The 26472-nt window shown below is 70.7% G+C and carries 16 protein-coding genes; 14 read left to right on the top strand and 2 right to left on the bottom strand.

Features of this window, described 5'->3' with window-relative positions:
- Positions 1–115 precede the first annotated feature (115 nt).
- From mreC to SAM23877_RS42080, 14 genes are all read left to right on the top strand, one after another.
- Entirely contained in the window at positions 116–1123 is a 1008-nt protein-coding gene (mreC, locus tag SAM23877_RS12490) for a rod shape-determining protein MreC (RefSeq protein ID WP_053130806.1), read from the top strand.
- Positions 1124–1136: 13 nt separating this feature from the next.
- Positions 1137–1808, top strand: a complete 672-nt coding sequence (mreD, locus tag SAM23877_RS12485) for a rod shape-determining protein MreD (RefSeq protein WP_053130803.1) — start codon at positions 1137–1139, stop codon at positions 1806–1808.
- A 107-nt stretch (positions 1809–1915) separates the two neighbouring features.
- On the top strand, positions 1916–4207 hold the full coding sequence (gene mrdA / locus SAM23877_RS12480) for a penicillin-binding protein 2 (protein WP_053130800.1): 2292 nt from the start codon (positions 1916–1918) through the stop codon (positions 4205–4207).
- On the top strand, positions 4204–5403 hold the full coding sequence (gene rodA / locus SAM23877_RS12475; RefSeq protein ID WP_053130795.1) for a rod shape-determining protein RodA: 1200 nt from the start codon (positions 4204–4206) through the stop codon (positions 5401–5403). Before mrdA ends, rodA begins: the two co-directional genes overlap by 4 nt.
- A gap of 109 nt (positions 5404–5512) precedes the next feature.
- Positions 5513–7453, top strand: a complete 1941-nt coding sequence (locus tag SAM23877_RS12470) for a TIGR03960 family B12-binding radical SAM protein (RefSeq protein WP_053130792.1) — start codon at positions 5513–5515, stop codon at positions 7451–7453.
- 229 nt (positions 7454–7682) lie between these two features.
- Entirely contained in the window at positions 7683–9575 is a 1893-nt protein-coding gene (locus SAM23877_RS12465) for a trypsin-like serine protease (RefSeq protein WP_079030167.1), read from the top strand.
- A 37-nt stretch (positions 9576–9612) separates the two neighbouring features.
- Positions 9613–10668: a hypothetical protein gene (locus tag SAM23877_RS12460; RefSeq protein WP_053130786.1), complete on the top strand. Its 1056-nt coding sequence runs from the start codon at positions 9613–9615 to the stop codon at positions 10666–10668.
- Between the two features lie 48 nt (positions 10669–10716).
- The gene (locus tag SAM23877_RS12455; protein WP_053130780.1) at positions 10717–11493 is read left to right on the top strand and encodes a TIGR03936 family radical SAM-associated protein; all 777 of its coding nucleotides are present in this window, start codon (positions 10717–10719) and stop codon (positions 11491–11493) included.
- Between the two features lie 274 nt (positions 11494–11767).
- A complete protein-coding gene (locus SAM23877_RS12450) occupies positions 11768–16039 on the top strand; it encodes an Rne/Rng family ribonuclease (protein WP_079030166.1) in 4272 nt (1423 codons plus the stop codon).
- Positions 16040–16199: 160 nt separating this feature from the next.
- Positions 16200–17261 (top strand): iron-containing alcohol dehydrogenase family protein, encoded by a 1062-nt coding sequence (locus SAM23877_RS12445; RefSeq protein WP_053130768.1) that lies wholly within the window; start codon positions 16200–16202, stop codon positions 17259–17261.
- Between the two features lie 201 nt (positions 17262–17462).
- The gene (gene rplU, locus SAM23877_RS12440; RefSeq protein ID WP_004931419.1) at positions 17463–17783 is read left to right on the top strand and encodes a 50S ribosomal protein L21; all 321 of its coding nucleotides are present in this window, start codon (positions 17463–17465) and stop codon (positions 17781–17783) included.
- 14 nt (positions 17784–17797) lie between these two features.
- Positions 17798–18052, top strand: coding sequence for a 50S ribosomal protein L27 (rpmA, locus tag SAM23877_RS12435; RefSeq protein ID WP_003976205.1), 255 nt, complete (start codon positions 17798–17800; stop codon positions 18050–18052).
- Between the two features lie 117 nt (positions 18053–18169).
- The gene (gene obgE / locus SAM23877_RS12430; protein WP_053130765.1) at positions 18170–19606 is read left to right on the top strand and encodes a GTPase ObgE; all 1437 of its coding nucleotides are present in this window, start codon (positions 18170–18172) and stop codon (positions 19604–19606) included.
- A gap of 391 nt (positions 19607–19997) precedes the next feature.
- Positions 19998–20429, top strand: coding sequence for a glycosyltransferase (locus SAM23877_RS42080; protein ID WP_218922751.1), 432 nt, complete (start codon positions 19998–20000; stop codon positions 20427–20429).
- An 81-nt stretch (positions 20430–20510) separates the two neighbouring features.
- Here the strand turns inward: SAM23877_RS42080 and SAM23877_RS12420 are convergent, their stop codons facing one another.
- Together SAM23877_RS12420 and SAM23877_RS12415 are read right to left on the bottom strand one after the other, a co-directional pair.
- The gene (locus SAM23877_RS12420; protein WP_053130757.1) at positions 20511–24104 is read right to left on the bottom strand and encodes a bifunctional glycosyltransferase/CDP-glycerol:glycerophosphate glycerophosphotransferase; all 3594 of its coding nucleotides are present in this window, start codon (positions 24102–24104) and stop codon (positions 20511–20513) included.
- 23 nt (positions 24105–24127) lie between these two features.
- Positions 24128–26359, bottom strand: coding sequence for a bifunctional glycosyltransferase/CDP-glycerol:glycerophosphate glycerophosphotransferase (locus SAM23877_RS12415; protein ID WP_053130753.1), 2232 nt, complete (start codon positions 26357–26359; stop codon positions 24128–24130).
- Between the last annotated feature and the right edge of the window lie 113 nt (positions 26360–26472).

The following is a 26472-nucleotide window of genomic DNA, read 5'->3' as shown; positions in this document are numbered from 1 at the left end:
AAGTGCGGCGCGACCGCCCCGAGCACCGCACCCACCGAGACATCTGAATTCCTGAACACCGCCACGTAAATTCCGAGATTCCCGAATTTCGACGAGGAAGGCACGGCCGCCGCACGTGAGGGACACGAAAGAGAGCCGGCTGCTCCTGGTGCTGCTGATCGCCATCGCGTTCGCACTGATCACGGTGGACATCCGCGGCGGGGAGGACTCACCGGTCGACGGTGCCCGGCAGGCCGCGGCCTCGGTCTTCGGCCCGATCGAGAACGGGGTGTCCTCCGCCGTCGACCCGGTCGGCAACGCGGTCTCCGCGATCCGCGACTCCGGCGACCGGCACGACCGGCTCGCCGCGCTCGAGACGCAGAACGCGGCCCTGAAGGCGAAGCTCGGCAGCGACGAGCGTGGCCGCAGCCGCCTGAAGCAGTTCGACAAGATGCTCGGACTCGCCGGCGCCGGCCAGTACGGCATCAAGGGCGCCCAGGTCATCGCCATAGGAGCCGCCCAGGGCTTCTCCTGGACCGTCACCATCGACGTCGGTGCGGCCGACGGCATCAAGCGGGACATGACCGTCCTCAACGGCGACGGCCTCGTGGGGCGCGTGACCACCGTCGGGCCGAACAGCGCCACCGTGCTGCTCGCCAACGACCCCGACTTCACCGTCGGCACCCGGATGGAGGCCGGCGACGAACTCGGCTTCGCCTCCGGCCAGGGCGGCCGCCCGCTGCGCGTCGAACTCCTCAACGGCAAGGCCGAGGTCAAGAAGGGCGACCGGCTGGTCACCTTCGGCTCCCAGGCCGACAAGCCGTTCGTGCCGGGCGTCCCTGTCGGCGTCGTCTCCCGTGTCGACCCCTCCGGCGGCGACCTGACCCGCATCCTCGACGTCACGCCGTTCGTCAGCTTCACCAAGCTCGACATCGTCGGCGTCGTCGTCCAGGCCCCGCAGAAGGACCCGCGCGACACGGTGCTCCCGGACAAGCCGAAGCCGAAGCCCACGCCGACCGTCACGGTGACCGCGACCCCGTCCGCCGGGGCCGGCCTCGACGGCCAGTCACCGGACGGGCAGTCACCGGACGGGCAGACCGCGCCGGACGGGCGGACCGAGCAGACCGAGCCGAACGAGCAGTAGGAGCTTTCACCCCATGCGCGTCAACCGGATCCTGCTGTCCGCCTCCCTGGTCGTCGTCGCCCTGGTGATTCAGGTGAGCGTCCTCGCCCGCCTGCACCTGCCCGGCGCCGTCCCCGACCTGCTCCTCCTCACCGTCCTCGGCCTCGCCCTGGTCTACGGCCACGTCGGCGGCGCCCTCGTCGGCTTCGGCGCCGGACTGCTCGCCGACCTCGCCCCGCCCGCCGACCACGCCGCCGGCCGCTACGCCCTGGTGCTCTGCCTCATCGGCTACCTCGCCGGCCTCGCCAAACCGGAGAACGGCCGGCTCAGGTCCGCCACCGGCCCCATGGCCGTCGTGGTCGTCGCGGCCATCGGCACCACCCTGCTCTACGCCGGCGTCGGCGCCCTCGTCGGCGACACCGCCGCCCGCCACGTGGGCCTGCCGAGCCTGCTGTTCACGGCCGCCCTCTACGACCTGCTGCTCGCGCCCTTCGTCGTCCCCGGCATCATGGCCCTCGCCAGACGCGCCGAGAACGACCCGCTGGCCGAGTCCAGCTCCGCGAGCCAGAAAGCCGACATCTCCTCCGGCTGGCTCTCCGGAGGCACCGGTCTGCGCATCGGCAACCAGCGCAACGGACTGCGGGTGAAGGCGGCCCGGGCCCGGGTGGCCCGAGCCGGACGCATCAAGGGGGTCAAGCGGCTGTGAGCACGCGGCAGCACACATCCAGCACACACGCGGCGAGGGGGAGGCAGCAGCAGTGACGAACGCCCACCCGTCGCCCACCGCCACCCTCAACGGAATGGGCCGCGCCCATGACTAACATCCCCGAGACCGGCCGCAGCACCCGCGTCCAGATCCGGCTCGTCGTCATCCAGGTCCTGGTCCTCTCCCTCCTCGGCACCCTCGGCGGCAGGCTCTGGTACCTCCAGATCCGCCAGGGCGACGAGTACGCCAAGGAGGCCTCGGGCAACCACGTCCAGCAGGTCGTCCAGCCCGCGCCCCGCGGCTCCATCCTGGACGCGCGCGGCGTGGCGCTCGCCGACAACGAGACCCGGCTCGTCGTCTCCGCCTCCCGCACCGACCTGCTGAAGATGAAGGACGACGGCGAGGCCGTCCTCACCAAGCTCGCCGGCGTCCTCGGCATGAAGCCCAAGGACGTCATGGACAAGGTCCGGCTGTGCGACGCCGAGACCCCCCAGCCCTGCTGGAACGGCTCGCCCTACCAGCCGATCCCCGTCACCGACGAGGCCACCGCCAAGCAGGCCCTCCAGATCCGCGAGCGTGCCGAGGACTTCCCCGGCATCACCGCCGAGCCCATGGCCGTACGCCGCTACGCGAGCCCCGGCAAGGCCAACACCGGACAGGTCCTCGGCTACCTCTCCCCGGTCACCGACGAGGAGATCGAGAAGGCCAAGGACACCGACTCGCCCTTCCTGCGCTCCGACCAGGTCGGCCGCTCCGGCATCGAGCGCCAGTACGACAAGGCGCTGCGCGGCAAGGCCGGCGTCACCCGCTACGAGGTCGACAACCTCGGCCGCGTCATCGGCGAAGCCGAATCCGACCCCGGCGTGCCCGGCTCCAACCTCGTCACCAGCATCGACGCCCGCGTCCAGCGGGTCGCCGAGTACGAGCTGAACGAGGCGATGAAGGCCGCGCGCAAGGAGATGGACCGCAACACCAACCGGCTCTACGAGGCCGACGCCGGCGCGGTCGTGGTGATGGAGGCCAAGACCGGCCGCGTCGTCGCCATGGCCTCCAACCCGACGTACGACCCGAACGCCTGGGTCGGCGGCATCTCCGCCAAGGACTACAAGAAGCTCACCGGCAAGGAGTCCAACTACCCGCTGCTCAACCGGGCCACCCAGGGCCAGGCGGCCCCCGGCTCCATCTTCAAGGTGGTCTCCTCGTCCGCCGCCGTGGAGGCCGGCTACGACTTCGACGGCGGCTACGACTGCTCCAGCTCCTACTCCGTCGGCGGCCAGGTCTTCAAGAACTTCGAGTCGGCCAGCTACGGCTCCATCAGCATCGGCCGCGCCCTGGAACTCTCCTGCGACACCGTCTACTACCGCCTGGCGCACCAGGAGTGGAAGAAGGACGGGGGCATGAAGCCGAAGAAGCCCAACGACTACTTCTACAAGGCCGCCCACCAGTTCGGCCTCGGCAAGGAGACCGGCATCGACCTGCCCAACGAGGTCACCGGCCGCGTCCCCGACCGCCAGTGGAAGCAGGACTACTGGGAGGCCAACAAGGACGCCTGGTGCAAGACGGGCAAGAAGGACGGCTCCTACGTCGAGAAGCTCGCCTACGAAGGCTGCCTCGAGGGCAACAAGATGCGCGCCGGTGACGCCATCAACTACTCCATCGGCCAGGGCGACACCCTCGTCACCCCCATCCAGATGGCCACCATCTACGGAGCCATCGCCAACGGCGGCACCCTCTACGACCCCACCATCGGCAAGGCGGTCATCAGCCCCGACGGCAAGCACGTCGACGAGATCGAGCCCAAGGCGCACGGCAAGCTGCCCATAAGCAAGACCACGCTCGCCAAGATGGACGACGCCCTCGAAGGCGTCGCCACCCGCGGCACCGCCGCCTGGCGGTTCGGCGGCTGGCCCCAGGACGAGATCCCGATGCACGCCAAGACCGGCACCGCCGAGGTCCACGGCAAGCAGACCACCTCCTGGTTCGCCACCTACACCGACGACTACGCGATCGTCATGACGATCTCCCAGGGCGGCACCGGCTCCGGCGCCTCGGGCCCCGCCGTCCGCAACATCTACGACGCGCTCTACGGCGTCTCGGACGAGGGCGACATCGACCAGAAGAAGGCGCTGCTGCCCCGGCCGCAGGCGAAGCTGCCGACGATCAAGGCGGACGGCACCATCCCCGCCCCGAAGATGTCCAAGGACGCCGTCAAGGACCTGCTGCCGGAGAAGAAGGCCTCCCCCGAGGACGAGTACGCCCCCGTCGAGGAACAGCAGCAGGGAACGACCCCGCCGACGCAGACCGGCGACAACCGCGCCACCCGCCGCCACCGGCGGCGCGGCGGCCGGGGCCGGCGCGGCGGGACGGGCGCGAGCGGAAGCCGGAGGACGCGCGCATGACCGGAGCCAACAGCTTCCAGGTCTCCGGATACGGACCCGAGAAGGCCGGGTGGACCCGGCTGTTCGCCCGGGACTCGCTGGCCCGGCGACTCGACTGGCCGATACTGCTGGCAGCGGTGGCCCTCTCCCTGATGGGCTCCCTGCTCGTCTACTCGGCGACCCGCAACCGCACCGAGCTCAACCAGGGCGACCAGTACTACTTCCTCACCCGGCACCTGCTGAACACCGGCATCGGGCTCGCCCTGATGGTCGGCGTCGTCTGGATCGGCCACCGCGCCCTGCGCACCGTCGTACCGCTCCTGTACGGCGCGTCCGTCTTCCTGATCCTGCTGGTGCTCACCCCGCTCGGCTCCACCATCAACGGAGCCCACTCCTGGATCAAGCTCCCCGGCGGCTTCTCCCTCCAGCCCTCGGAGTTCGTGAAGATCACGATCATCCTGGGCATGGCGATGCTGCTGGCCGCACGCGTCGACGCGGGGGACCGGCCCCACCCGGACCAGCGCACCGTGCTCCAGGCCCTGGGCCTGGCCACCGTGCCGATGCTGATCGTGATGCTCATGCCCGACCTCGGTTCGGTCATGGTCATGGTCATCATCGTGCTGGGCGTGCTGCTCGCCTCCGGAGCCAGCAACCGGTGGATCTTCGGACTGCTCGGCGCGGGCACCGCCGGCGCGCTCGCGGTCTGGCAGCTCGGCATCCTGGACGACTACCAGATCGCCCGCTTCGCCGCCTTCGCCAACCCGGAGCTCGACCCCGCGGGCGTCGGCTACAACACCAACCAGGCGCGCATCGCCATCGGCTCCGGCGGCCTCACCGGCTCAGGCCTCTTCCACGGCTCGCAGACCACCGGCCAGTTCGTACCGGAGCAGCAGACCGACTTCGTCTTCACGGTCGCCGGCGAGGAACTGGGCTTCCTCGGCGCCGGGCTCATCGTCGTCCTGCTCGGCGTGGTGCTCTGGCGCGCCTGCCGGATCGCCCGCGACACCACCGACCTGTACGGGACGGTCGTCGCCGCCGGGATCGTCGCCTGGTTCGCCTTCCAGACCTTCGAGAACATCGGCATGACGCTCGGCATCATGCCGGTCACCGGCCTGCCCCTGCCCTTCGTGTCCTACGGCGGCTCCTCGATGTTCGCCGTGTGGATAGCGGTGGGGCTCCTCCAGTCGATCACCGTGCAGAGACCGATGTCGGCCTAGCCGGCCGGACCCGGCGGACGAGCGGTACGGGGAACGAGCGGTACGGGGGACCATCCGGGCCGGGTTAGGCTGGATGGTCCCCCTTGTCAGCACACGAAGGTTCCGTGAGATGCCTGCCGAAGCCGCCGAGTCTGTGTCTTCCGTGTTTCCGCAGCTCGAAGCGCTGCTCCCGCATGTGCAGAAGCCGATCCAGTACGTCGGCGGAGAGCTCAACTCCACGGTCAAGGACTGGGAATCCTGCGACGTCCGCTGGGCTCTCATGTACCCGGACGCGTACGAGGTCGGTCTGCCCAACCAGGGCGTCATGATCCTCTACGAGGTCCTCAACGAACAGCAGGGCGTCCTCGCCGAGCGCACCTACAGCGTGTGGCCGGACCTGGAGGCGCTGATGCGGGAGCACTCCGTCCCGCAGTTCACCGTGGACGGCCACCGCCCCGTGGGCGCCTTCGACGTGTTCGGCCTCTCCTTCTCCACGGAGCTCGGCTACACGAACATGCTGACCGCCCTGGACCTGGCCGGCATCCCGCTGGAGGCCAAGGACCGCGGCATCGACGACCCGGTCGTGCTGGCCGGCGGCCACGCGGCCTTCAACCCCGAGCCGATCGCCGACTTCATCGACTGCGCGGTCATCGGCGACGGCGAGCAGGCCGTCCTGGAGATCACCGCCATCATCCGCGCCTGGAAGGCCGAGGGCCGCCCCGGTGGCCGCGAGGAGCTCCTGCTGCGCCTGGCGAAGACGGGCGGGGTGTACGTCCCCGGCTTCTACGACGTCGAGTACCTCCCCGACGGCCGCATCGCCCGCGTGGTCCCGAACCGCTCGGGCGTGCCGTGGCGTGTCTCCAAGCACACCGTCATGGACCTCGACGAGTGGCCCTACCCCAAGCAGCCCCTCGTCCCGCTGGCCGAGACCGTCCACGAGCGCATGTCGGTGGAGATCTTCCGCGGCTGCACCCGCGGCTGCCGCTTCTGCCAGGCCGGCATGATCACCCGCCCGGTGCGCGAGCGCTCGATCACCGGCATCGGCGACATGGTCGAGAAGGGACTGAAGGCCACCGGTTTCGAGGAGGTCGGCCTCCTCTCCCTCTCCTCCGCGGACCACTCGGAGATCGCCGACGTCGCCAAGGGCCTCGCGGACCGGTACGAGGAGGACAAGATCGGCCTGTCCCTCCCCTCCACCCGGGTCGACGCCTTCAACATCGACCTGGCCAACGAGCTGACCCGCAACGGCCGCCGCTCGGGTCTCACCTTCGCCCCCGAGGGCGGCTCCGAGCGCATCCGCAAGGTCATCAACAAGATGGTCTCGGAGGAGGACCTGATCCGCACCGTCGCCACCGCCTACGGCAACGGCTGGCGCCAGGTGAAGCTGTACTTCATGTGCGGCCTGCCCACCGAGACCGACGACGACGTCCTCCAGATCGCCGACATGGCCACGCGCGTGATCCAGAAGGGCCGCGAGGTCTCCGGCTCCAACGACATCCGCTGCACCGTCTCCATCGGCGGCTTCGTCCCCAAGCCCCACACCCCCTTCCAGTGGGCCCCGCAGCTCTCCTCCGAGGAGACCGACGCCCGCCTGCAGAAGCTCCGCGACAAGATCCGCGGCGACAAGAAGTACGGCCGGTCCATCGGCTTCCGCTACCACGACGGCAAGCCCGGCATCATCGAGGGCCTCCTCTCCCGCGGCGACCGCCGCATGAGCGCCGTCATCCGCGCCGTCTACGAGGACGGCGGCCGCTTCGACGGCTGGCGCGAGCACTTCTCCTACGACCGCTGGACGGCCTGCGCCGACAAGGCCCTGGAGCCCTTCGGCGTCGACGTCGACTGGTACACCACCCGCGAGCGCGGCTACGAGGAGGTCCTGCCCTGGGACCACCTCGACTCCGGCCTCGACAAGGAGTGGCTCTGGGAGGACTGGCAGGACGCCCTCGACGAGACCGAGGTCGACGACTGCCGCTGGACCCCGTGCTTCGACTGCGGGGTGTGCCCCGCGATGGACACGGAGATCCAGATCGGCCCGACCGGCAAGAAGCTGCTGCCGTTGACGGTCAAGTAACGGCGGGTGTCGCGCAGGTGACGTACGTCATGCCCGGGGTGTGACGTACTGTCAGTTTGGGTGGTTCGTCCCGTGGACGGATCATGGAGCACGGTCTTAGATGGCCGCGGGGGGCGGGTATCGGGTGTTCTTCGCCGGCGTGGCGCGAAGAGCGATGCCCAGCACGTGAAGAGCACTCGGCGTACCGCAACCTTCGAGCCAGTTCCCGAGACCGACTCCTAGGATCGCAATGAACGCACGCACGACCGCTTCACGTCCGCGCCGGCTCAGACGGGCAGCCGTGCTGCTCGGCGCGGTGCCGCTGTTCCTGAGCGTCGCGCCCGCGCAGGCTCTGGTCGGCCCGCCCTCGACCGACGCCGGCCTGGGCTTCACCGCCCGGCTGGTGGTCGGTGACCACCAGCGGGGCTGCTCGGGCTCGCTGGTCTCGCCCGAGTGGGTGCTCACGACCGCCAGTTGCTTCGCCGAGAACCCGGCCGCCGACCTCTCCGTCCCGGCCGGTGCGCCCCGGCTGAAGACCGTCGCGACCGTGGGCGGCGTGCAGCGGGCCGTCCTGGAGCTCCGCCCGCACGGCGAGCGCGACCTGGTGCTGGCCCGGCTGGCCCAGCCCGTGCGCGGGGTGACCCCCGTCGCCCTCGCCACCGCGGCGCCCGCCGCCGGGCAGGACCTCACCGTCGCCGGTCACGGTCGCACCGCGACCGACTGGGTGCCGCTCGACCGGCACACCGGCACCTTCGCCGTCACCGCCGTCGACGGCGCCGACCTGACCCTGAGCGGCAAGGACGGCGCCTCGGTCTGCCAGGGCGACGCGGGCGGCCCCGTCCTGCGGACCGTCGACGGCCGCCCGGCGCTCGTCGCCGTCAGCAGCCGTTCGAACCAGGTGGGCTGCTTCGGCGTCGACTCCGCGGAAGGGGCTTCCGCCGCCGCGGTCGCCGCCCGCGTCGACGACGTCCGCGACTGGGTCACCCGGAACGCCGTGCGGACCCCCGCCGCCGACTTCGACGGGGACGGCCGGGGCGACGTGGGCGTGCTCTACGACTACGGTCAGGGCACCGACGGGACCCACCGCACCGCGCTGTGGACGCTGACCAGCAACGGCGCCGGCTTCGGCAGCCCCGTGCGCGTGTGGGACAGCGCCACGGGAGGCAGCTGGAACTGGAGCCGCTCCAAGGCGTTCACCGGCGACTTCGACGGTGACGGCGACGGCGACGTCGGCGTGCTCTACGACTACGGCCGCCAGAGCGACGGGACCAACCGCACCGCGCTGTGGACGCTGACCAGCGGCGGCACCGGCTTCGGCAAGCCCGTGAAGGTCTGGGACAGCGCGGGGTCGATCAGCTGGGAGTGGAGCCGGTCCAAGGTGGTCACCGGCGACTTCGACGGTGACGGCCGCGACGACGTGGGCGTGCTGTACGGCAACGGCGCCGGGAGCGACGGCGCTCACCGCACCGCGCTGTGGACGCTGACCAGCAGCGGCACCGGCTTCGGCAAGCCCGTGAAGGTCTGGGACAGCGCGGGGTCGATCAGCTGGGACTGGGAGCGGTCCAAGGTGACGTCGGGTGACTTCGACGGTGACGGCCGCGGCGACGTGGGCGTGCTGTACGGCAACGGCCAGGGCGCCGACGGTGCCAATCGGACGGCGCTGTGGACGCTGACGAGCAACGGTGCCGGCTTCGGCGCGCCGGTGCGCAGGTGGGACAGCACGGGGTCGATCAGCTGGGACTGGGAGCGGTCCAAGGTGACGTCGGGTGACTTCGATGGTGACGGCCGCGGCGACGTGGGCGTGCTGTACGGCAACGGCCAGGGCGCCGACGGTGCCAATCGGACGGCGCTGTGGACGCTGACGAGCAACGGTGCCGGCTTCGGCGCGCCGGTGCGCAGGTGGGACAGCACGGGGTCGATCAGCTGGGACTGGGAGCGGTCCAAGGTGACGTCGGGCGACTTCGACGGTGACGGCCGCACCGACGTGGGCGTGCTGTACGACAACGGCCAGGGCACCGACGGTGCCCACCGGACCGCGCTGTGGACGCTGACGAGCAACGGTGCCGGCTTCGGTGCGCCGGTGCGCCGGTGGGACAGCGCCGCCTCCGGCAGCTGGACCTGGTCCCGCAGCGAACTCACCTGACCGCATCCGGAGGGCGCCTTCCGGCGTCTGTTCCGGTATGGAGCTCGAGAAGCGGCCGCAGGGCCGTGCGCAGGAGCCGCCGCGGCGTTCGGACCCGGAGGGGTGCGTCGCCGCGGCGATCCGCGTTCCGGTGCGGATCGTCGTCCTGGTGCTGGTCGTCCCGGTGCGGATGGCGTGGGACCTGCTGGTCGTCGTCGGGCGGGTCCTGCGGGACACGGTGCTCCGCCCGGTCGGGCGGGCGCTGGCGTGGCTCGCGCGGGCCCTCTTCGTGTGGCCGCTGGTCGGGGTGTGGCGGTACCTCGTCGTGCCCCTGGCCAAGGGGGCGGCCTGGCTGGGGAACGTGCTGCTCGTCGTACCGGCGGTGTGGGTGTACCGGTGGGTGCTGACGCCGGTGGGCCGCGCCCTCGCCCGGTGCGCCCGGGTCGTGGGGGCGGTGCTCGCCGCCGTCGGGCGTGCTCTGTACGCCGTTGCGGCGGTGCTGGCGCGGTGTCTCGTCGTCGTCCCCGCGCTCTGGCTGTGGACCTGGGTCCTCACCCCGGTCGGGCACGCGCTCGCCTGGTGCGGCCGGGGGCTGGCCCGGTGCGTGCGGATGGTCGCCACGGGCGTCGGGACGACGCTGTACTGGACCGTCCGGGTACTGCTGGTACTGCCCGTCCTCGCCGTGTGGCGGTGGGTGCTCGCACCCGTCGGCCGGGTGCTCGCGGTGATCGGCGGGGAAGTCCTGGACGCCCTCGGCCATGCCTGGCGGATCGCGGGGTACGTGTCGCTCGCCGTCGGGCGGTTCCTCGGCACCCTCTTCCGGTGGACCGTCGCCGAGCCGGCGCGCCGGGTCTACCAAGCCGTCCTCACCCCGGTGGGGCACGCCGTGCGGGACACCGTCCTGCGGCCCCTCGCCGAGGCCACGCGCGGCGCCGGGCGTGCGACCCGGCGGGCGCTCGCCGCCGCCCGGCTGTCCGTGCGGCAGGCCCGGGCCGACGTGCGCCGGGTGCTCTTCGGGAACCCCCCGCAGGCTCGACCGGTGGCCCGGCGGGAACCATCCGTCGCCGAGACACGTACTCTTGGTAGTAGTACGACCGCTCTCACGAAGGACTGAACGACACTGGGCAAGCGACAGCCCGAAGGCCCGCCGCCCGTACCCGCGGTGCAGCGCATCCGACTGCGTTACACCAAGCGCGGCCGCCTCCGGTTCACCAGCCACCGTGACTTCCAGCGTGCCTTCGAGCGTGCGCTGCGCCGAGCCGAGGTGCCCATGGCGTACTCGGCGGGGTTCACGCCGCATCCGAAGGTGTCGTACGCCAATGCCGCACCCACCGGCACGGGCAGCGAGGCGGAGTACCTGGAGATCGCGCTCACCGAAGCGCGTGACCCGGAGCAGCTCAGACTGCTCCTCGACGAGTCGCTCCCCACCGGGCTCGACATCGTCGAGGCGGTCGAGGCCCGGACCTCCGGGCTCGCCGACCGGCTGACGGCTTCCGTGTGGGAGCTGCGGCTGGACGGAGTGGAGGCCGCGGACGCCGATCGCGCCGTGGCGGCCTTCAACTCGGCCGAGGCCGTCGAGGTCCAGCGCCGGACGAAGAACGGCGTGCGCACCTTCGACGCCCGCTCCGCCGTCGTGCACCTGGAGAGTTCCACCACGCACGGTTCACCGGTTGATAGGCCGACCGACCAGCCCTGTGCGATACTGCGGCTGGTTGTTCGGCACGTGACGCCTGCCGTACGACCCGACGACGTCCTGTCCGGTCTTCGCGCCGTGGCCGACCTGGCGCCGCCGGTCCCCGCAGCGGTGACCAGGCTGGCGCAGGGGCTGTTCGATGAAGAGACCGGAGCGGTGACCGACCCGCTCGCGCCCGACCGCGAGGCAGAAGCGCCCGAGCCGCAACCGGCCGCCGCTTCCGCCGCCGCGAAGGCGTCGGCGTAAGGAAGGTTCCGCGCAGGGACGGGCGTCGTAGCGCCGCCCTCGAACTCGGGAGCCACCTGGGTCGGGCAGCGCACCCACCACAAGACTTTCGCCAGGCCGTGCCCGACAAGGGGTACGGAACCGGTGAGACAAGACACGGAGAGCTCCCGAGCGGCGCCCGCGCCCCGGACGGCGGCGACCGCGCACAGCGCGAGCCGCGGACGTCACCGGCGGTCGACCAGGTCGATGCCGGACCAGGCGCGGCGCCCGGGAGCCTGACGGGAGAAACCCCCGCATGCTCGAACCGACCGAACCCACCGGGTCCTCGACCACCTCGACGGACACCGAGTCGAACACCCCCAGCGACACCCTGCCGCCGCGTCGACGGCGCAGGGCCGCGTCCCGCCCGGCGGGCCCCCCGTCCGGTGCCGAGGCACCGGCGGAGACCGTCACCGCGACCGCGGTGACCGCCCCGGCCGACGAGGCGGAGGAGACGGACGAGACGGCGGCCGAGGAGACTCCGGCTGCCGAGACGGCCCCGGAGCCCGCGCCCGCGGCTCGTCCGCGGCGCCGTGCCGTGCGTCGTGCCTCCGCACCCGCCGGAACTCCGGCGTCGGAGGAGGCGGCCGAGACGGTCGTCCCGGCTTCCCCCGTGGCCGAGGCTCCCGCGCAAGCCGAGCCCGCCGAGTCGGTCGAGGATGCCGCTCCGCGTCGTGGTCGTCGTCGTGCCACGCGCAGTGTGACCTCGTCGAGTGAGCCGGCCGTGGCGGAGGTGTCCTCCGCTCAGGTGGCGGACGCCGCGCCCGCCGAGGCTTCCGCGCAGGCCGAGTCCGTCGCCGAGCCGGTCGAGGACGCCGCTCCGCGCCGCGGTCGCCGTCGCGCCACGCGCAGTGTGACCTCGGCCAGTGAGTCGGCTGTGGCGGAGGTGTCCTCCGCTCAGGTGGCGGACGCCGCGCCTGCCGAGCCTTCCGCGCAGGCCGAGTCCGTCGCCGAGCCGGTCGAGGACGCCGCTCCGCGTCGTGGTCGTCGTCGTGCCACGCGCAGTGTGACCTCGGCCAGTGAGCCGGCCGTGGCGGAGGTGTCCTCCGCTCAGGTGGCGGATGCCGCGCCCGCCGAGGCTGCCGCGCAGGCCGAGCCCGCCGAGCCGGTCGAGGATGCCGCTCCGCGCCGCGGTCGCCGTCGCGCCACGCGCCGCGAGGCCGCCGCCACCGACGCGCCCGCCGAGACCAGTGCCGAGACCGGCGAGCCCGCCCCGGCCCCCGAGACGCCGGCTGAGGCCGCCGCGCCCGCCGAGCCCGTCGAGGACGCCGCTCCGCGCCGAGCGCGCCGCCGGTCCACCCGCAAGGCCGCCTCCGGTTTCGCCGCGCCCGCGCAGACCGCCGGGGCGTCCGGCGAGGACGACGCTCCCAAGCGTCCGTCGCGTCCCGCCGTGGCCGTGTTCCAGGCACCCGTCTTCGCCGAGCCCAAGTTCCAGACGCCCGAGCGTGCCGCCGCCGAGGCCGCCGCCGAGGCCGCCGGGGCGGCACCGGCTCCGGCACCGGTGCCCGAGGAGACCGAGGAGTTCCCGGAGGAGCAGTCCGCCGGGTCGCGTCGCCGCCGCAAGCGCCGGGGCGCCGCCGCCGAGGAGGCCGCCGAGGAGCGGGCCACCGCCGCCGTCCCGCAGGACGAGCCGGAGGCCGAGACCGACGCCGACGCCGACGCCGACGAGTCGGGCGAGGAGCACGACGACGCCGACGGCTCCGAGGACTCCGGCTCCCGCCGCCGCAGGCGCCGGGGCGGCCGTCGCCGTCGCCGGGGCGACTCCGCCGACGGCGACGGGGGCGACTCCGCCGACGAGACCGAGCACACCGGTGCCGAGCAGGCCGTCCAGGACGCCGAGGACACCGCGGAGCAGGTCGAGGAGGACGCCGAGGAGGACGAGGACGCCTCCGGGGAGAGCGGCGGCTCCAGCAGCAGCCGTCGTCGCCGTCGTCGCCGCCGCCGTGCCGGGGACGCCTCCGGCGAGGGCGAGCCGTCGACCGACGACCCCGAGCGCACCGTCGTCAAGGTCCGCGAGCCCCGGCCCGCGCGCGAGAAGAGCTCCGAGCCGTCCGACGAGGTCCAGTCCATCAAGGGCTCCACCCGCCTGGAGGCCAAGAAGCAGCGCCGTCGGGAGGGCCGCGAGCAGGGCCGCCGACGCGTCCCGATCATCACCGAGGCCGAGTTCCTGGCCCGCCGCGAGGCCGTCGAGCGCGTCATGGTCGTCCGCCAGCACGGCGAGCGCACCCAGATCGGCGTCCTGGAGGACGGCGTGCTCGTCGAGCACTACGTCAACAAGGAGCAGGCCACCTCGTACGTCGGCAACGTCTACCTCGGCAAGGTGCAGAACGTGCTGCCGTCGATGGAGGCCGCCTTCATCGACATCGGCAAGGGCCGCAACGCCGTCCTCTACGCCGGCGAGGTCAACTTCGAGGCGCTGGGCATGGCCAACGGCCCGCGTCGCATCGAGTCCGCCCTCAAGTCCGGCCAGTCGGTCCTCGTGCAGGTCACCAAGGACCCGATCGGCCACAAGGGCGCCCGTCTGACCAGCCAGGTCTCGCTGCCCGGCCGCTACCTGGTCTACGTGCCCGAGGGCTCGATGACCGGTATCAGCCGCAAGCTCCCCGACACCGAGCGCTCCCGGCTGAAGACCATCCTCAAGAAGATCGTCCCCGAGGACGCGGGCGTCATCGTGCGCACCGCCGCCGAGGGCGCGAGCGAGGAGGAGCTGCGCCGCGACGTGGAGCGGCTCCAGGGTCAGTGGGAGGAGATCCAGAAGAAGGCCAAGGGCAGCGGCAGCTCCAACGCGCCCTCGCTGCTCTACGGCGAGCCGGACATGACCGTCCGGGTCGTGCGCGACATCTTCAACGAGGACTTCTCCAAGGTCGTCGTCAGCGGCGACGACGCCTGGCAGACCATCCACGGCTACGTGGCGCACGTGGCGCCGGACCTCGCCGACCGGCTGTCCAGGTGGACCAGCGAGGTCGACGTCTTCGCCACCTACCGGATCGACGAGCAGCTCGCCAAGGCGCTGGACCGCAAGGTCTGGCTGCCCAGCGGCGGTTCGCTGGTGATCGACCGGACCGAGGCGATGATCGTCGTCGACGTCAACACCGGGAAGTTCACCGGACAGGGCGGCAACCTCGAGGAGACGGTCACCAGGAACAACCTGGAGGCGGCTGAGGAGATCGTGCGCCAGCTCAGGCTGCGCGACCTCGGCGGCATCATCGTCATCGACTTCATCGACATGGTGCTGGAGTCCAACCGGGACCTGGTGCTGCGGCGCCTGCTGGAGTGTCTGGGCCGGGACCGTACGAAGCACCAGGTCGCCGAGGTGACCTCGCTGGGTCTGGTCCAGATGACCCGCAAGCGGGTCGGCCAGGGGCTGCTGGAGTCGTTCTCCGAGACCTGCGTCCACTGCAACGGCCGCGGCGTCATCGTCCACCTGGACCAGCCGACCTCGGCCGCCGGCGGCGGTGGCGGGAGCAAGCGCCGCAAGCGGGCGCGGGCCGGAGCCGACCAGCCGCACGAGCACGAGCACGCGGCCGGCGTCGAGACCGGTCCGACGGCGGAGCAGGAGGCGGACACCGAGTCCGAGGCCGAGGTCGCGGCCGAGGTGGCCGAGCCGGTCGCGCTCCCCGCGCCGGACTTCGTCCCGGACGAGGAGCTGTACAGCAGCGCCGCCGAGGCCGAGGCCGCCGCCACGCGCGGTCGGGGCCGGCGTCGCGCGAGCCGACGGGCGTCTGCCCCCGCGGGCGCCCCGAAGGCGAAGGGCGAGGCCCGGCGCGCCGAGGCACCGACGGCGCAGGACGTCACGGCCGAGGAGGAGGTCGAGCGTCCGGTCGTCCAGGAGCCGGCCGCCGAGATCCTGGCCGAGCCCGCAGCCGTCGAGGACGCGGTCTCCGGTGCGCCGGCCCCGGCCGCCACCGAGGCACCGGCTCCCGAGGAGGCCGCGCCCAAGGGCCGTACCCGCCGTCGGGCCACCCGGAAGGTGTCCGCACCGGCCGGTTCGCCCGCGGGCGCCGAGGCCGCCGTGGTGACGGTTCCCGAGGCCGCCCCCGCCGAGCGGGCCCCGCAGCCGGAGTCGGCGGCGGAGGCACCGGTGGCCGCCGAGGCGAGCACGGAGCCGTCCGGTACGGCCGCCGAGAGCGCCGCTCCGGCCCGTCCGCGGCGTCGGGCCGTGCGCAAGCCCACCACCGCCACCGCGTCCGAGGAGACGGCCGTCATGGTCGTCCCGTCGGGCCAGGCGGAGGAGCCGGCGGAGCAGGCACCGGCGGCGGAGGCCCCCGAGGCGGAGGCCGCCGACGAGGCCGCCCCCGCCAAGAAGGCGGCGGCCCGCAAGACGGCCAAGAAGGCGACGGCGAAGAAGGCCGCCACCAAGAAGACCGCGGCCAAGAAGACGACGACGGCGAAGAAGGCCACGGCCAAGAAGGCGGCCAAGACGACGACCGCCAAGAAGGCCACGGCCAAGAAGGCGACGTCGAAGAAGACCGCGGCGGCCGCCCAGCAGGCGCCGTCCTCGGTCACGGCCGCCACCGACGAGGGCTGATCCGGCCCCCGTCGCGGAACACGTGGTCCCGCCCGTCCGGAATCCGCCAGGATTCCGGTACGGGCGGGACCACACGTTTCCCCGGACGCCGTCGGGCGCATCATCACCGGGCAGCCGTGCCACCGACCCCGTCCGACCCGTCCCCGCGAGGAGAGATCACGTGCCCGTACTGACGAGGCTCATCCCCTCGCCGCTCGTCGTGGACATCCGGCCGGGCGCCCTCGACGACCTGGCGGGTGTCCTTGCGGACCAGCGGATCTCCCAGTCCGGAAGGCTCGCCGTGGCGATCAGCGACGGTTCGGGCGCGCGCCTGCGCCGGAGACTGGAGCCGTCCCTTCCGGGCGCCGACTGGTTCGAGGTCGGCGGCGGCACGATCGACGACGCCGTGCGGCTGGCCGACGGGATGAAGTCCGGCCGCTACGACGCGATCGTCGGCCTGGGCGGCGGCAAGGTCATCGACTGCGCCAAGTTCGCCGCCGCGCGCGTCGGCCTGCCCATGGTCGCCGTGGCCACCAACCTCTCCCACGACGGCATCTGCTCACCGGTGTCGATCCTCGACAACGACGCGGGCCGCGGTTCCTACGGCGTGCCGACGCCCATCGCGCTCGTCGTCGACCTCGCGGTGATCCGCGAGGCGCCGATCCGGTTCGTGCGCTCCGGGATCGGCGACGCCGTCTCCAACATCTCCGCGGTCGCCGACTGGGAGCTGGCCCACCGGGTGAACGGTGAGAAGGTCGACGGCCTCGCCGCCGCGCTGGCCCGCCAGGCCGGCGAGGCCGTGCTGCGCCACCCCGGCGGCTGCGGCGACGACGCGTTCCTGACCGTGCTGACCGAGGGGCTGGTGCTGTCCGGCATCGCCATGTCGATCGCCGGGCACACCCGCCCCTCGTCCGGCGCCTGCCACGAGATCAGCCACGCGCTCGACCTGCTCCACCCGAGGCGTGCCGCGAGCCACGGTGAGCAGGTGGGCATCGGCGCCGCCTTCGCGACGTACCTGCGGGGCGACCGCGAGGGTGCCCTGCTGATGGCGGAGACGCTGCGCCGGCACGGGCTGCCGGTGGTGGCCCGGGAGATCGGGTTCGGCGACGACGAGTTCGTACGGGCCGTGCTGTTCGCGCCGCAGACCCGGCCCGGCCGGTACACGATCCTGGAGCACCTGGACCTGTCGGCGGCGCGGGCGCGGGAGGCGTACGCCGAGTACGTCGCGGCGGTCGCCGGGTGAGGCGCTGAGCCCGGTTTGACCCCTGTCGTGCGGCCCCGTAATCTTGACCGTCGGCGTGTCGACTGACGCGTCACATCCCCGTAAACCTCATTCCTTCCGGATGCGGGCCCCCTCGGGCCCCGACCGGGAGAGGCTGTCCGCGTGTGTCACCGGGTGGCTGGACTGCGGGGGTGCCGTTCTGAGCGAGAGAGTGAGATCCGCGTGTACGCCATCGTGCGCAGCGGTGGCCGCCAGCACAAGGTTGCTGTCGGTGACATCGTTGAGGTTGACAAGATTTCCACCGCCAAGGTCGGCGACACGGTCGAGCTCTCGACCCTGCTCGTCGTCGACGGCGACGCTGTGACCAGCGACCCGTGGGTGCTGGCCGGCATCAAGGTCCAGGCCGAGGTCGTGGACCACCACAAGGGCCAGAAGATCGACATTCTGCGCTACAAGAACAAGACCGGCTACCGCCGTCGTCAGGGCCACCGCCAGCAGTACACGGCGATCAAGGTCACTGAGATCCCCGCGGCTGCGAAGTAAGGGACTGAGGAGACATGGCACACAAGAAGGGCGCATCGTCCACCCGGAACGGTCGCGACTCGAATGCCCAGCGGCTCGGCGTGAAGCGCTTCGGCGGTCAGGCCGTCAACGCGGGTGAGATCCTGGTTCGCCAGCGCGGCACCCACTTCCACCCGGGCGCGGGCGTCGGCCGTGGCGGCGACGACACGCTGTTCGCCCTGCAGGCCGGTGCGGTGCAGTTCGGCACCCACCGTGGCCGCAAGGTCGTGAACATCGTTCCGGTCGCCTGATCGGAAACTTTCGCGAGGCGGGCCTCACTTCCCCCAGGGGAAGCGGGTCCGCCTTTCGCGTGTTACCCAAGAGACAATCCCGTAGTAAGCAGTAACTGGTAACTGGAGGCACATCCCATGACCACCTTCGTGGACCGCGTCGAGCTGCACGTCGCCGCGGGTAACGGAGGCCACGGCTGTGCCTCCGTCCACCGTGAGAAGTTCAAGCCGCTCGGCGGCCCGGACGGCGGCAACGGCGGCCATGGCGGCGACGTCATCCTGACCGTCGACCAGTCGGTGACCACACTCCTCGAGTACCACCACTCCCCGCACCGCAAGGCCACCAACGGCAAGCCCGGGGAGGGCGGCAACCGCTCCGGCAAGGACGGCCAGGACCTGGTCCTCACGGTGCCCGACGGCACGGTGGTCCTCGACAGCGAGGGCAACGTGCTGGCCGACCTGGTCGGGCACGGCACGTCGTACGTCGCCGCGCAGGGCGGCCGGGGCGGCCTCGGCAACGCGGCGCTGGCCTCCGCGCGGCGCAAGGCGCCCGGCTTCGCGCTCCTCGGCGTCCCCGGTGACGTCCTGGACATCCAGCTGGAGCTGAAGACCGTCGCCGACGTGGCGCTGGTCGGCTACCCGAGCGCCGGCAAGTCCTCGCTGATCTCCGTGCTGAGCGCGGCCAAGCCGAAGATCGCCGACTACCCCTTCACGACGCTCGTGCCGAACCTGGGCGTGGTGACGGCCGGCGCGACCGTCTACACCGTCGCCGACGTGCCCGGCCTGATCCCCGGCGCGAGCCAGGGCAAGGGCCTCGGCCTGGAGTTCCTGCGGCACGTGGAGCGGTGCAGCGTGCTGGTGCACGTGCTGGACACGGCGACGCTGGAGTCCGAGCGCGACCCGGTCTCCGACCTGGACATCATCGAGGCGGAGCTCAGCGAGTACGGCGGGCTGGACAACCGGCCCCGGGTCGTCGTCCTCAACAAGATCGACGTGCCCGACGGCAAGGACCTCGCCGAGATGGTCCGGCCGGACCTGGAGGCGCGCGGCTACCGCGTCTTCGAGGTGTCGGCGGTGGCCCACATGGGCCTGAAGGAGCTGTCCTTCGCGCTGGCCGAGCTGGTGGCCGAGGCGCGCGCCGCCCGGCCCAAGGAGGAGGCGACGCGGATCGTCATCCGGCCCAAGGCCGTGGACGACGCCGGGTTCACCGTCACCCGCGAGGAGGACGGCCTGTTCCGGGTGCGGGGCGAGAAGCCCGAACGCTGGGTGCGCCAGACCGACTTCAACAACGACGAGGCCGTCGGCTACCTCTCCGACCGGCTCAACCGCCTCGGTGTCGAGGACCGGTTGATGAAGGCGGGCGCACGCAACGGCGACGGTGTGGCCATCGGCCCCGAGGACAACGCGGTCGTCTTCGACTGGGAGCCGTCGGTGACGGCCGGCGCCGAGATGCTCGGCCGCCGCGGTGAGGACCACCGCTTCGAGGCGCCCCGCCCGGCCGCGCAGCGCCGCCGGGACCGGGACGCCGAACGGGACGAGGCGGAGCGGGAGTTCGACGGCTTCGAGCCGTTCTAGGGACGTGATTGAGTGCCTGACGGGCACGCTCGGGCAGCCGGGACAGGTTCTGCGCCAAGAAGGACGACGAGGCGGCATGTGGCGTCTCCCCGGTGCATCCGAAGCGGCCCGTCACGGACTTGGTCCGCTGGCGGCTCGGTGGGAGGTGGCAGGGGGGCGGGGCCGCCTCCATGCCATAGAGGAGGCGAATCTGAAGATCGTCCAGGAGCATAAAGGGGTCTACCGACGGCTCGACGCGATCACTGTGCTGTCATCCGCGCAGTAGGAAGCTCGGCGGCCTGGTCCCGGTTGTTCGCGATCGGATCCACGTCACGCCGAACTGCATGCCGGAGTTCGGCGGCCGGCAGAAGGGGCTCCACACCCACGTCCACCTGATGGCCTGGCCTTTCCGGTGACCGCAGAGTTCGCCAAGGCCTCGATCTTCGTACTGCCGTACTTGCGCGAGCCGTTCGGGAATGTGTCGGTAGAGGCGATGACCCGAGGGTGGCCGGTCCTCAGCGTGGACTGCGATCACGGGTCCCGGAACATCCTCACCGCCGGAGCGGACGGTTTCCTCGTGTCCCTCAGAGGTACCGACGTCATGACGGCTTCGATCCCCGCCCTGATCGAACGACGACCGGCGCAGAGGATGGGCCGATCGGGCGGGGCGACTTCGAGCGGTCGGAGCCGGGGTCGAACACCGAGCCGTTCGAGGCACTCCTGTCCGAGGCGGTGGCCATGCGTGCTCTGCTCGGCACGGGCGACTGCACTGTCCTCGCCGACGGGGGCATCCAGGGGGAACTCCGACTCCGGGCAGCTGGCCTTCAAGTCGGTCACTCGCTGACTGTGGACCGCACCACCACACCACGGGCTCCAGAGGTGTTACCTCCGGAGCCCGTCCGGCTTTTCGACACCGTCGGCGGAATCAGACCTCGTGAGCCTGCTCCAGCATCCGGTCGACGACCCGCACCGCGGCATTGCCGTCGTCCAGATCGCAGAACAGCTCATGGAAGCGCTGGTAGCGGTCACCGTACTCGGCTGAGACCTTGTCGATGTCGCACAGGGCGCTGATCAGCTCTTCGGACGTCCGGATCAACGGGCCGGGCGCGTCCTTCTCGAAGTCGAAGTAGAACCCACGCAGCTTGTCCCGGTAGTGCTCCAAGTCGTACGTGAAGAAGAGCATGGGACGCTTCAGGTGCGCGTAGTCGAACATGACCGACGAGTAGTCCGTCACCATCACGTCAGCGATGATGTACAGGTCCGCGATGTCGGGGTACTCCGAGACGTCGTGGACGAATCCGTTGCCTGCACCCGGGATGCTGTCCACGACGTTGGAGTGCCGTCGGATGAGCAGCACGTGGTCGTCGCCGAGTCGTGCACGAGCGTCTTCGACGTCGAGGCGCAGATCGAACTTGAACTGGCCACGCCGGTGTGACAGATCGTCGCGCCATGTGGGTGCGTACAGGATCACGCGCTTGTCGGACGGCAGACCGAGGCGCTTCTTGATCTCCTCGGCGCGCTGCGCGAGATCGGGCGCGTAGAGGTAGTCGTTGCGAGGATATCCGGTCTCGATGATCTTCCCATCGAATCCCATGGCCCGCTTGAGGATCGGCGTGCTGAAGCGGTTGGAGGAGACCAGCATCGTCCAGTTGCGAGCCTCTTGGATCAGCCGCTCGTGGTACTGGGGATCGAACTTCGGCGCCTCGATGTCGAGGCCGATCTTCTTGAGCATGGTGCCGTGCCACGTCTGCACGATCACCTGGCCGGGACGACGCTCCATCCAGTGCGGCAAATGGGCGTTGGTCACGATGTAGCGGCAACGGGCCAGGGCCTCGTACCACTCCGTACTCCAGAACCGGACCTTCTGCGCTGTGTCCGGAAGATCCACCTGACCGTCCCGGACGAGCCACAGGTACTCAAGGTCGGCGCCTCGGCGCAACAACTCCTCGTGCATGGCACGTGGGGAGTCCGAGTACTGCTTGCCGTTGTAGCTGATGAAAAGCACCGCGTCCCGCAACGGCTTGCTCCGGCCGGCTTCGTACACGTCCTTGCGCAAGCGCTCCTGGCGGTAGACGCCGCGCTCCAGGATGGACAGGTCGGACGGGCAGTGCAGCTGAGGGAAGTCGTGCCAACGGGCTTCGAACTCGTACTCCCGGTCTTTGGCGGCGCCGAGCACGGGGAACTTCTCCACCGCAAGCCGGTCGATGACGAACGGGATGTCTTCACCGTCAGCGGGACGCAGGAAGAAGTTCCAGCGTCCGCTCTTGAGGGGCAGGGTCCCGTTGGGGCCGGACATGGACGCCGGGGTGAACTCGGCGCGGAATGAACCGTCTGGCGACGTGTGCAGGGCCACGGTCTTTTCGTCGAACCGATCCCGGGCTTTGACCACGAATACCGCATCGTCGATGTCGGCGGCGGTGGTGCCGTGAACGATGTAGCGGTCCTCGGCCCACCTCACGTCGGTGATCGTCGCCTGCAGGGGACGGCCGGTGAACTTCAGGTAGCCATTGTGTCCCGCGATCAGGGCGATCTCATTGCGGTCAGCGCCCTCGGCGAGTGACGCGGGCAGTCGTATCTGGCTGTCCGCGAGTCCCTCGCGGGCGACGGTCGAGAAACGACGCTCGCTTCCGTCGCGTGCCACTGCCACGAGCTGGGTGCTCCAGTTGCGGCGCGAGGCCGCCGCGGGATTGGCTCCGCCGGCGGCGTTCTCTTCCTTGACGACGTCCTGGTGCTCGGGCAGCAGCGCGATGTCCAGCATGGGGACTCTCACGGTGAACGGTGTGTGTGAGCCGGTGGCCGCGCCGAGGGCGAGAGGATAGTGCAGCCGTTCTCCGCTCTTCCTGTTGGTGACACGAAGCGAGACGTTCTCGTCCGCACTGAGCGGGACGCGTATCTGACCGTCGATCTCAATGTCTGTGCCTACGGCGCGGTGGCCTGTGATCAGAGCACGGACCCTCTCGACGGTCAGCCGCAACGCCCCGTTCTCGGGAGTGGGCAACAGGCGGAAGTCATCGTCCAGCCACTGGTACGGCGGGTGGTTGGGGCGCTTGGGTCCCTTCACCTGAAGGGCGCGCTTGCGCACGAGTCCTGAAGTGGTGATGCCGATGCCCACCCGCCAGGTGCCCTCCTCCCACTGGGAGCCCTTGCGCAGCTTGGCGGGGTCGAGGTCCACCTCCCAGCCTGACCAGTCGTAGTTAGTGTGTCGCTGCCCTGACAGCGAAGTGGCCTCGGGGACGTGCGTGTTGCGCAGCGGCAGGACCGTGAGCTTTCGGGAGCCGTCCTTCTTCAACACGAGGACCTTGACTGCACTGCGCTTGCTCGACTGGTCGATCTGATTGATCCAGGCATGCCCGGCCAGATGCAGCTTGCCGTTCTCCCAGCGGAGGTCCTGAAGGGGAGCCTGCAGCCTGAGGTCAGGGTCAATTCGGCGGGCCTTCTTCGGGAGATGAGCAGCGGCCGCCTCGAGGACTGGGTAGGTGACGTATTTGCGGATCAGCCCGTCGATCTCGACCGGATCACCCCGTCGTTCGGCCGCGAGCATGTCCACGATCTCGTCGACCGCGTGCTTGCGGACAAGCAGCCACTTGATGCGGGCGGCTGCGGGCAGGTCCATGACTACCTGCGGGTCGACCTGGTCCAGGTACTTGTTGATTACGCGCAGGAACTCGGCGCGGAACTCCTCGGTACCCTGCGGCAGGACGTTCAGGAAGATGCGCAGGTCGCCGGTGAGGGCGGTGCGGTCGTACGCGCGCTTCAGTTCGGCGCTCACCTCGCCGGGCTGGGAGGCGAAGAAGCGGCTGACGGACTCCACGGCAGCCGCCCGGTCCCTCACGGCCTTCGGCTCGGTCCGGCGCTGAGTGATGGAGGGAGCGGCCTCGCCTTCCCGCAGTCGCCAGTAGTACGTGGGCTCGCTGATGATGTCCACGGCTTCTGCGAGGAAGTGGGCCGGAAGAATCACCGGGACGTCCTCGTACAGCACGCCCTCGGGGAAGGCAAGCCGGTGCTTCTCCCAGAAGGAGCGGCGGAACACCTTGTTACAGGCTATTCGGTCCGTCAGCAGCTTCCGGTTCCGCGAGACGTGAGTCCGTTTGACTGCACCACCCGCGAGGATCCGGTGCATGGGTGACTGCCAGACCTTGGTGCTGTTGATGTGCTGGACGTTGCCCGTGACGAAATCCGAGCCGCTCTCGTCGAGGCTGTCCACCATGATGCGGTAGGCGTTCGGCGGGATCATGTCGTCGCTGTCCACGAAAGCGACATATTCCGACTCGGGTGCCAGTCGCGTCAGCCCTGTGTTTCGAGCCGCACCCAGTCCCGCATTCTCCTTGCGGATGAGTTTGAAACGCGGGTCGCGGGCCTGGTAGTCGGCGGCGATGGCGGCCGAGTCGTCCGGTGAACCGTCGTCCACCATCAGGACTTCGATGTCACGGAAGGTTTGTGCCGCCAACGAGTCCAGGCAGGCGGGGAGGTACTGCTCCACGTTGTAGATGGGGACGATGACACTGAGCCGAGGGGCCATGGCTTGGTGATCTCCTTTCGGGGTCAGGCCCGCTCGACCAGTTCGAGCGCCTGGGCGGGGGTCGGGGCGTGGGGGCGTTCGTCGAACGGGACGAAGGGCAGCGGGGTTTCGTCACCGAGGAAGACGCGTCGTACGACGCGTTCGGCTGCGTGTCCGTCGTCGAATTCGCAGAAACGCCGGCGGAAGGCGTCCCGGCGCTCGGTCGTCTCCCGGCTGTCGTAGTCGCCCGAGGCGAGCAGCCGCAGCAGCTCCGCCTGCGAGGTGGCCACCGCGCCGGGCGGTTCCTGGAGGAGGTCGAAGTAGGTGCCGCGCACGGCCGAGTAGACGTCCCAGTCGGGGACGTAGCTGATGACCGGGCGGTCCAGTACGGCGTAGTCGAACATCGCCGAGGAGTAGTCCGTGATCAGGGCGTCCGCGGCGAGGTACAGGTCCTCCACCTTGGCGTGCCCGGACACGTCGACGATCCGGCCGGTGCGGCGCAGTTCGGCGGTGTGCGGGGAGCTGCCGTAGAAGTAGTGACCGCGCACCAGCAGGGTCACGTCCGGGCCGAGCTCGTCGGCGAACCGGGCCAGGTCCAGCGGCGGGGTGAAGCCCGGCTGGTACTCGCGGTGCGTCGGCATGTACAGGAAGGCCTTGGCGCCGTCGGCCAGCCCCAGCGCCGCGCGCGCCGAGCGCACGTCCTCGGACGAGGCGTTCACCAGGACGTCGTTGCGCGGGTAGCCGGTCTCCAGCGTGGTGTACGAGCAGGGGTAGACCCGCTCCCAGACCACCGAGGAGAACCGGTTGGAGCTGACGCTGTAGTCCCAGCGGTCGCACCGCTCCAGGAGCTTCTCGAAGTTCATGTCGGTGGAGGCCGGGTACTTCTGCTGGTCCAGGCCCATGGTCTTCAGCGGGGTGCCGTGGTGGGTCTGCACGTGGATCTGGCCCTCGCGCTTGACCACGGCGTCGGCGAAGTTCACGTTGTTCACGAGGTACTTGGCGCGGGCGAGCGCCGCCCAGTACTCGCGCGAGCCCACGCGGACGACCCGCACGCCCTTGGGCACCTGGGCCGCGTTCTCCGCGCGGACCGCCCAGACACGGCGCATGTGCGGGGCCTGCCGGGCGAGTTCGGCGTCGATGGCGGCCGGGTTGCAGGAGACGCTGCGGCTCCAGTAGGCGGAGAACAGCACCAGGTTCTCGTCCAGCGGCAGTCTGAGCTGCGACTGGTAGAAGGCGCCCATCGCGCTGCGCTTGGAGCGGTTGAGCGCCGTGCGGGTACGGGTCCTGACCCGCTGACGGAGCTTCACCGCCGCGAGCGCGCTCACCATGGTGGTGTACGCGTCCCGCTCCAGCATCGCGTACTTGTGGCCGCGGCCACCGCCCGGCCGGGTGAAGCCCTTGGGCACCCGGGCGCGGTAGTCGGCGGCGGCGCGGTGGAAGAACTCCGCCCGCGCGTTCTGCGGCAGGCGGCCCGGGCGCTCCAGGACGGTCAGGTAGTGGTCGACCATCTTGCGGAACAACGGGCCGCGCCACCGGGCGAGTTCCTCGTGCGCGTCGAGGTAGTCGAAGACGCGGCGGTACTGGTCGAAGACGTCGAAGTGCTTGCGGCTCACGGTCTTGAGGATGTTGCCGCCCTCGCGGCGCTGCCGGTAGCGCACGCAGACGCGGTCCAGCACGGCGATCCGCTCGGCGCTGATCATCGAGCAGAACGTCCAGGGGGCGTCCTCGTAGTACCCGGGCGGGAAGGTGAGTCCGGTCCTGGTGACGAAGTCCCGCCGGTAGGCCTTGTTCCAGACGATCTGGAGCAGGTCGAGCAGCTGGGGCCGCTCGGTGAGGGAGAAGACGGCCGGGCCCTCCTCCTTGAGGAGGTCGGCCCGCAGGTTCGGACGCACCCTGCCGTCCCAGTAGGTGCGGGCGTAGTCGAAGACGAGGATCTCGGGATGGTCCGTGGCCTCGAGCCGGTCGCGAATGGCCGACAACGCGCCGTCGGACAACGTGTCGTCACTGTCCAGGAACAACACGTAATCGCCCGTGGCCTTTTCCAGCCCGGCGTTGCGTGCACGGCCCAGACCCACGTTTTCCGTGAGGTGAATCACATGAATCCGGGAGTCGCGTTTCGCGTACTCGTCGAGAATGGCTCCAGACTCGTCCGGCGAACAGTCGTCGACCGCGATGATCTCGAAGTCCGTGCAGTCCTGTCCGAGTACGGAGTCGAGGCACTCGGGCAGATAGCCCTGCACCTTGTACACGGGGACGACGAGAGAGAGTTTGGGCATCCTTACAACCTGTTCCGAGAACTGACCAGGGACCGCGGGCTGGGTCGGACCACACCCCGGCGCCGTTGGGGCCGGGAGCGCGTCGCCGCATCAGCGTAAAGGATTCATGCGAA

The organism is Streptomyces ambofaciens ATCC 23877 (assembly GCF_001267885.1).
Classification (GTDB): Bacteria; Actinomycetota; Actinomycetes; order Streptomycetales; family Streptomycetaceae; genus Streptomyces; species Streptomyces ambofaciens.
Note: the sequence above shows the minus strand (reverse complement) of the source record. Positions and strands in the feature narration are given on the sequence as shown.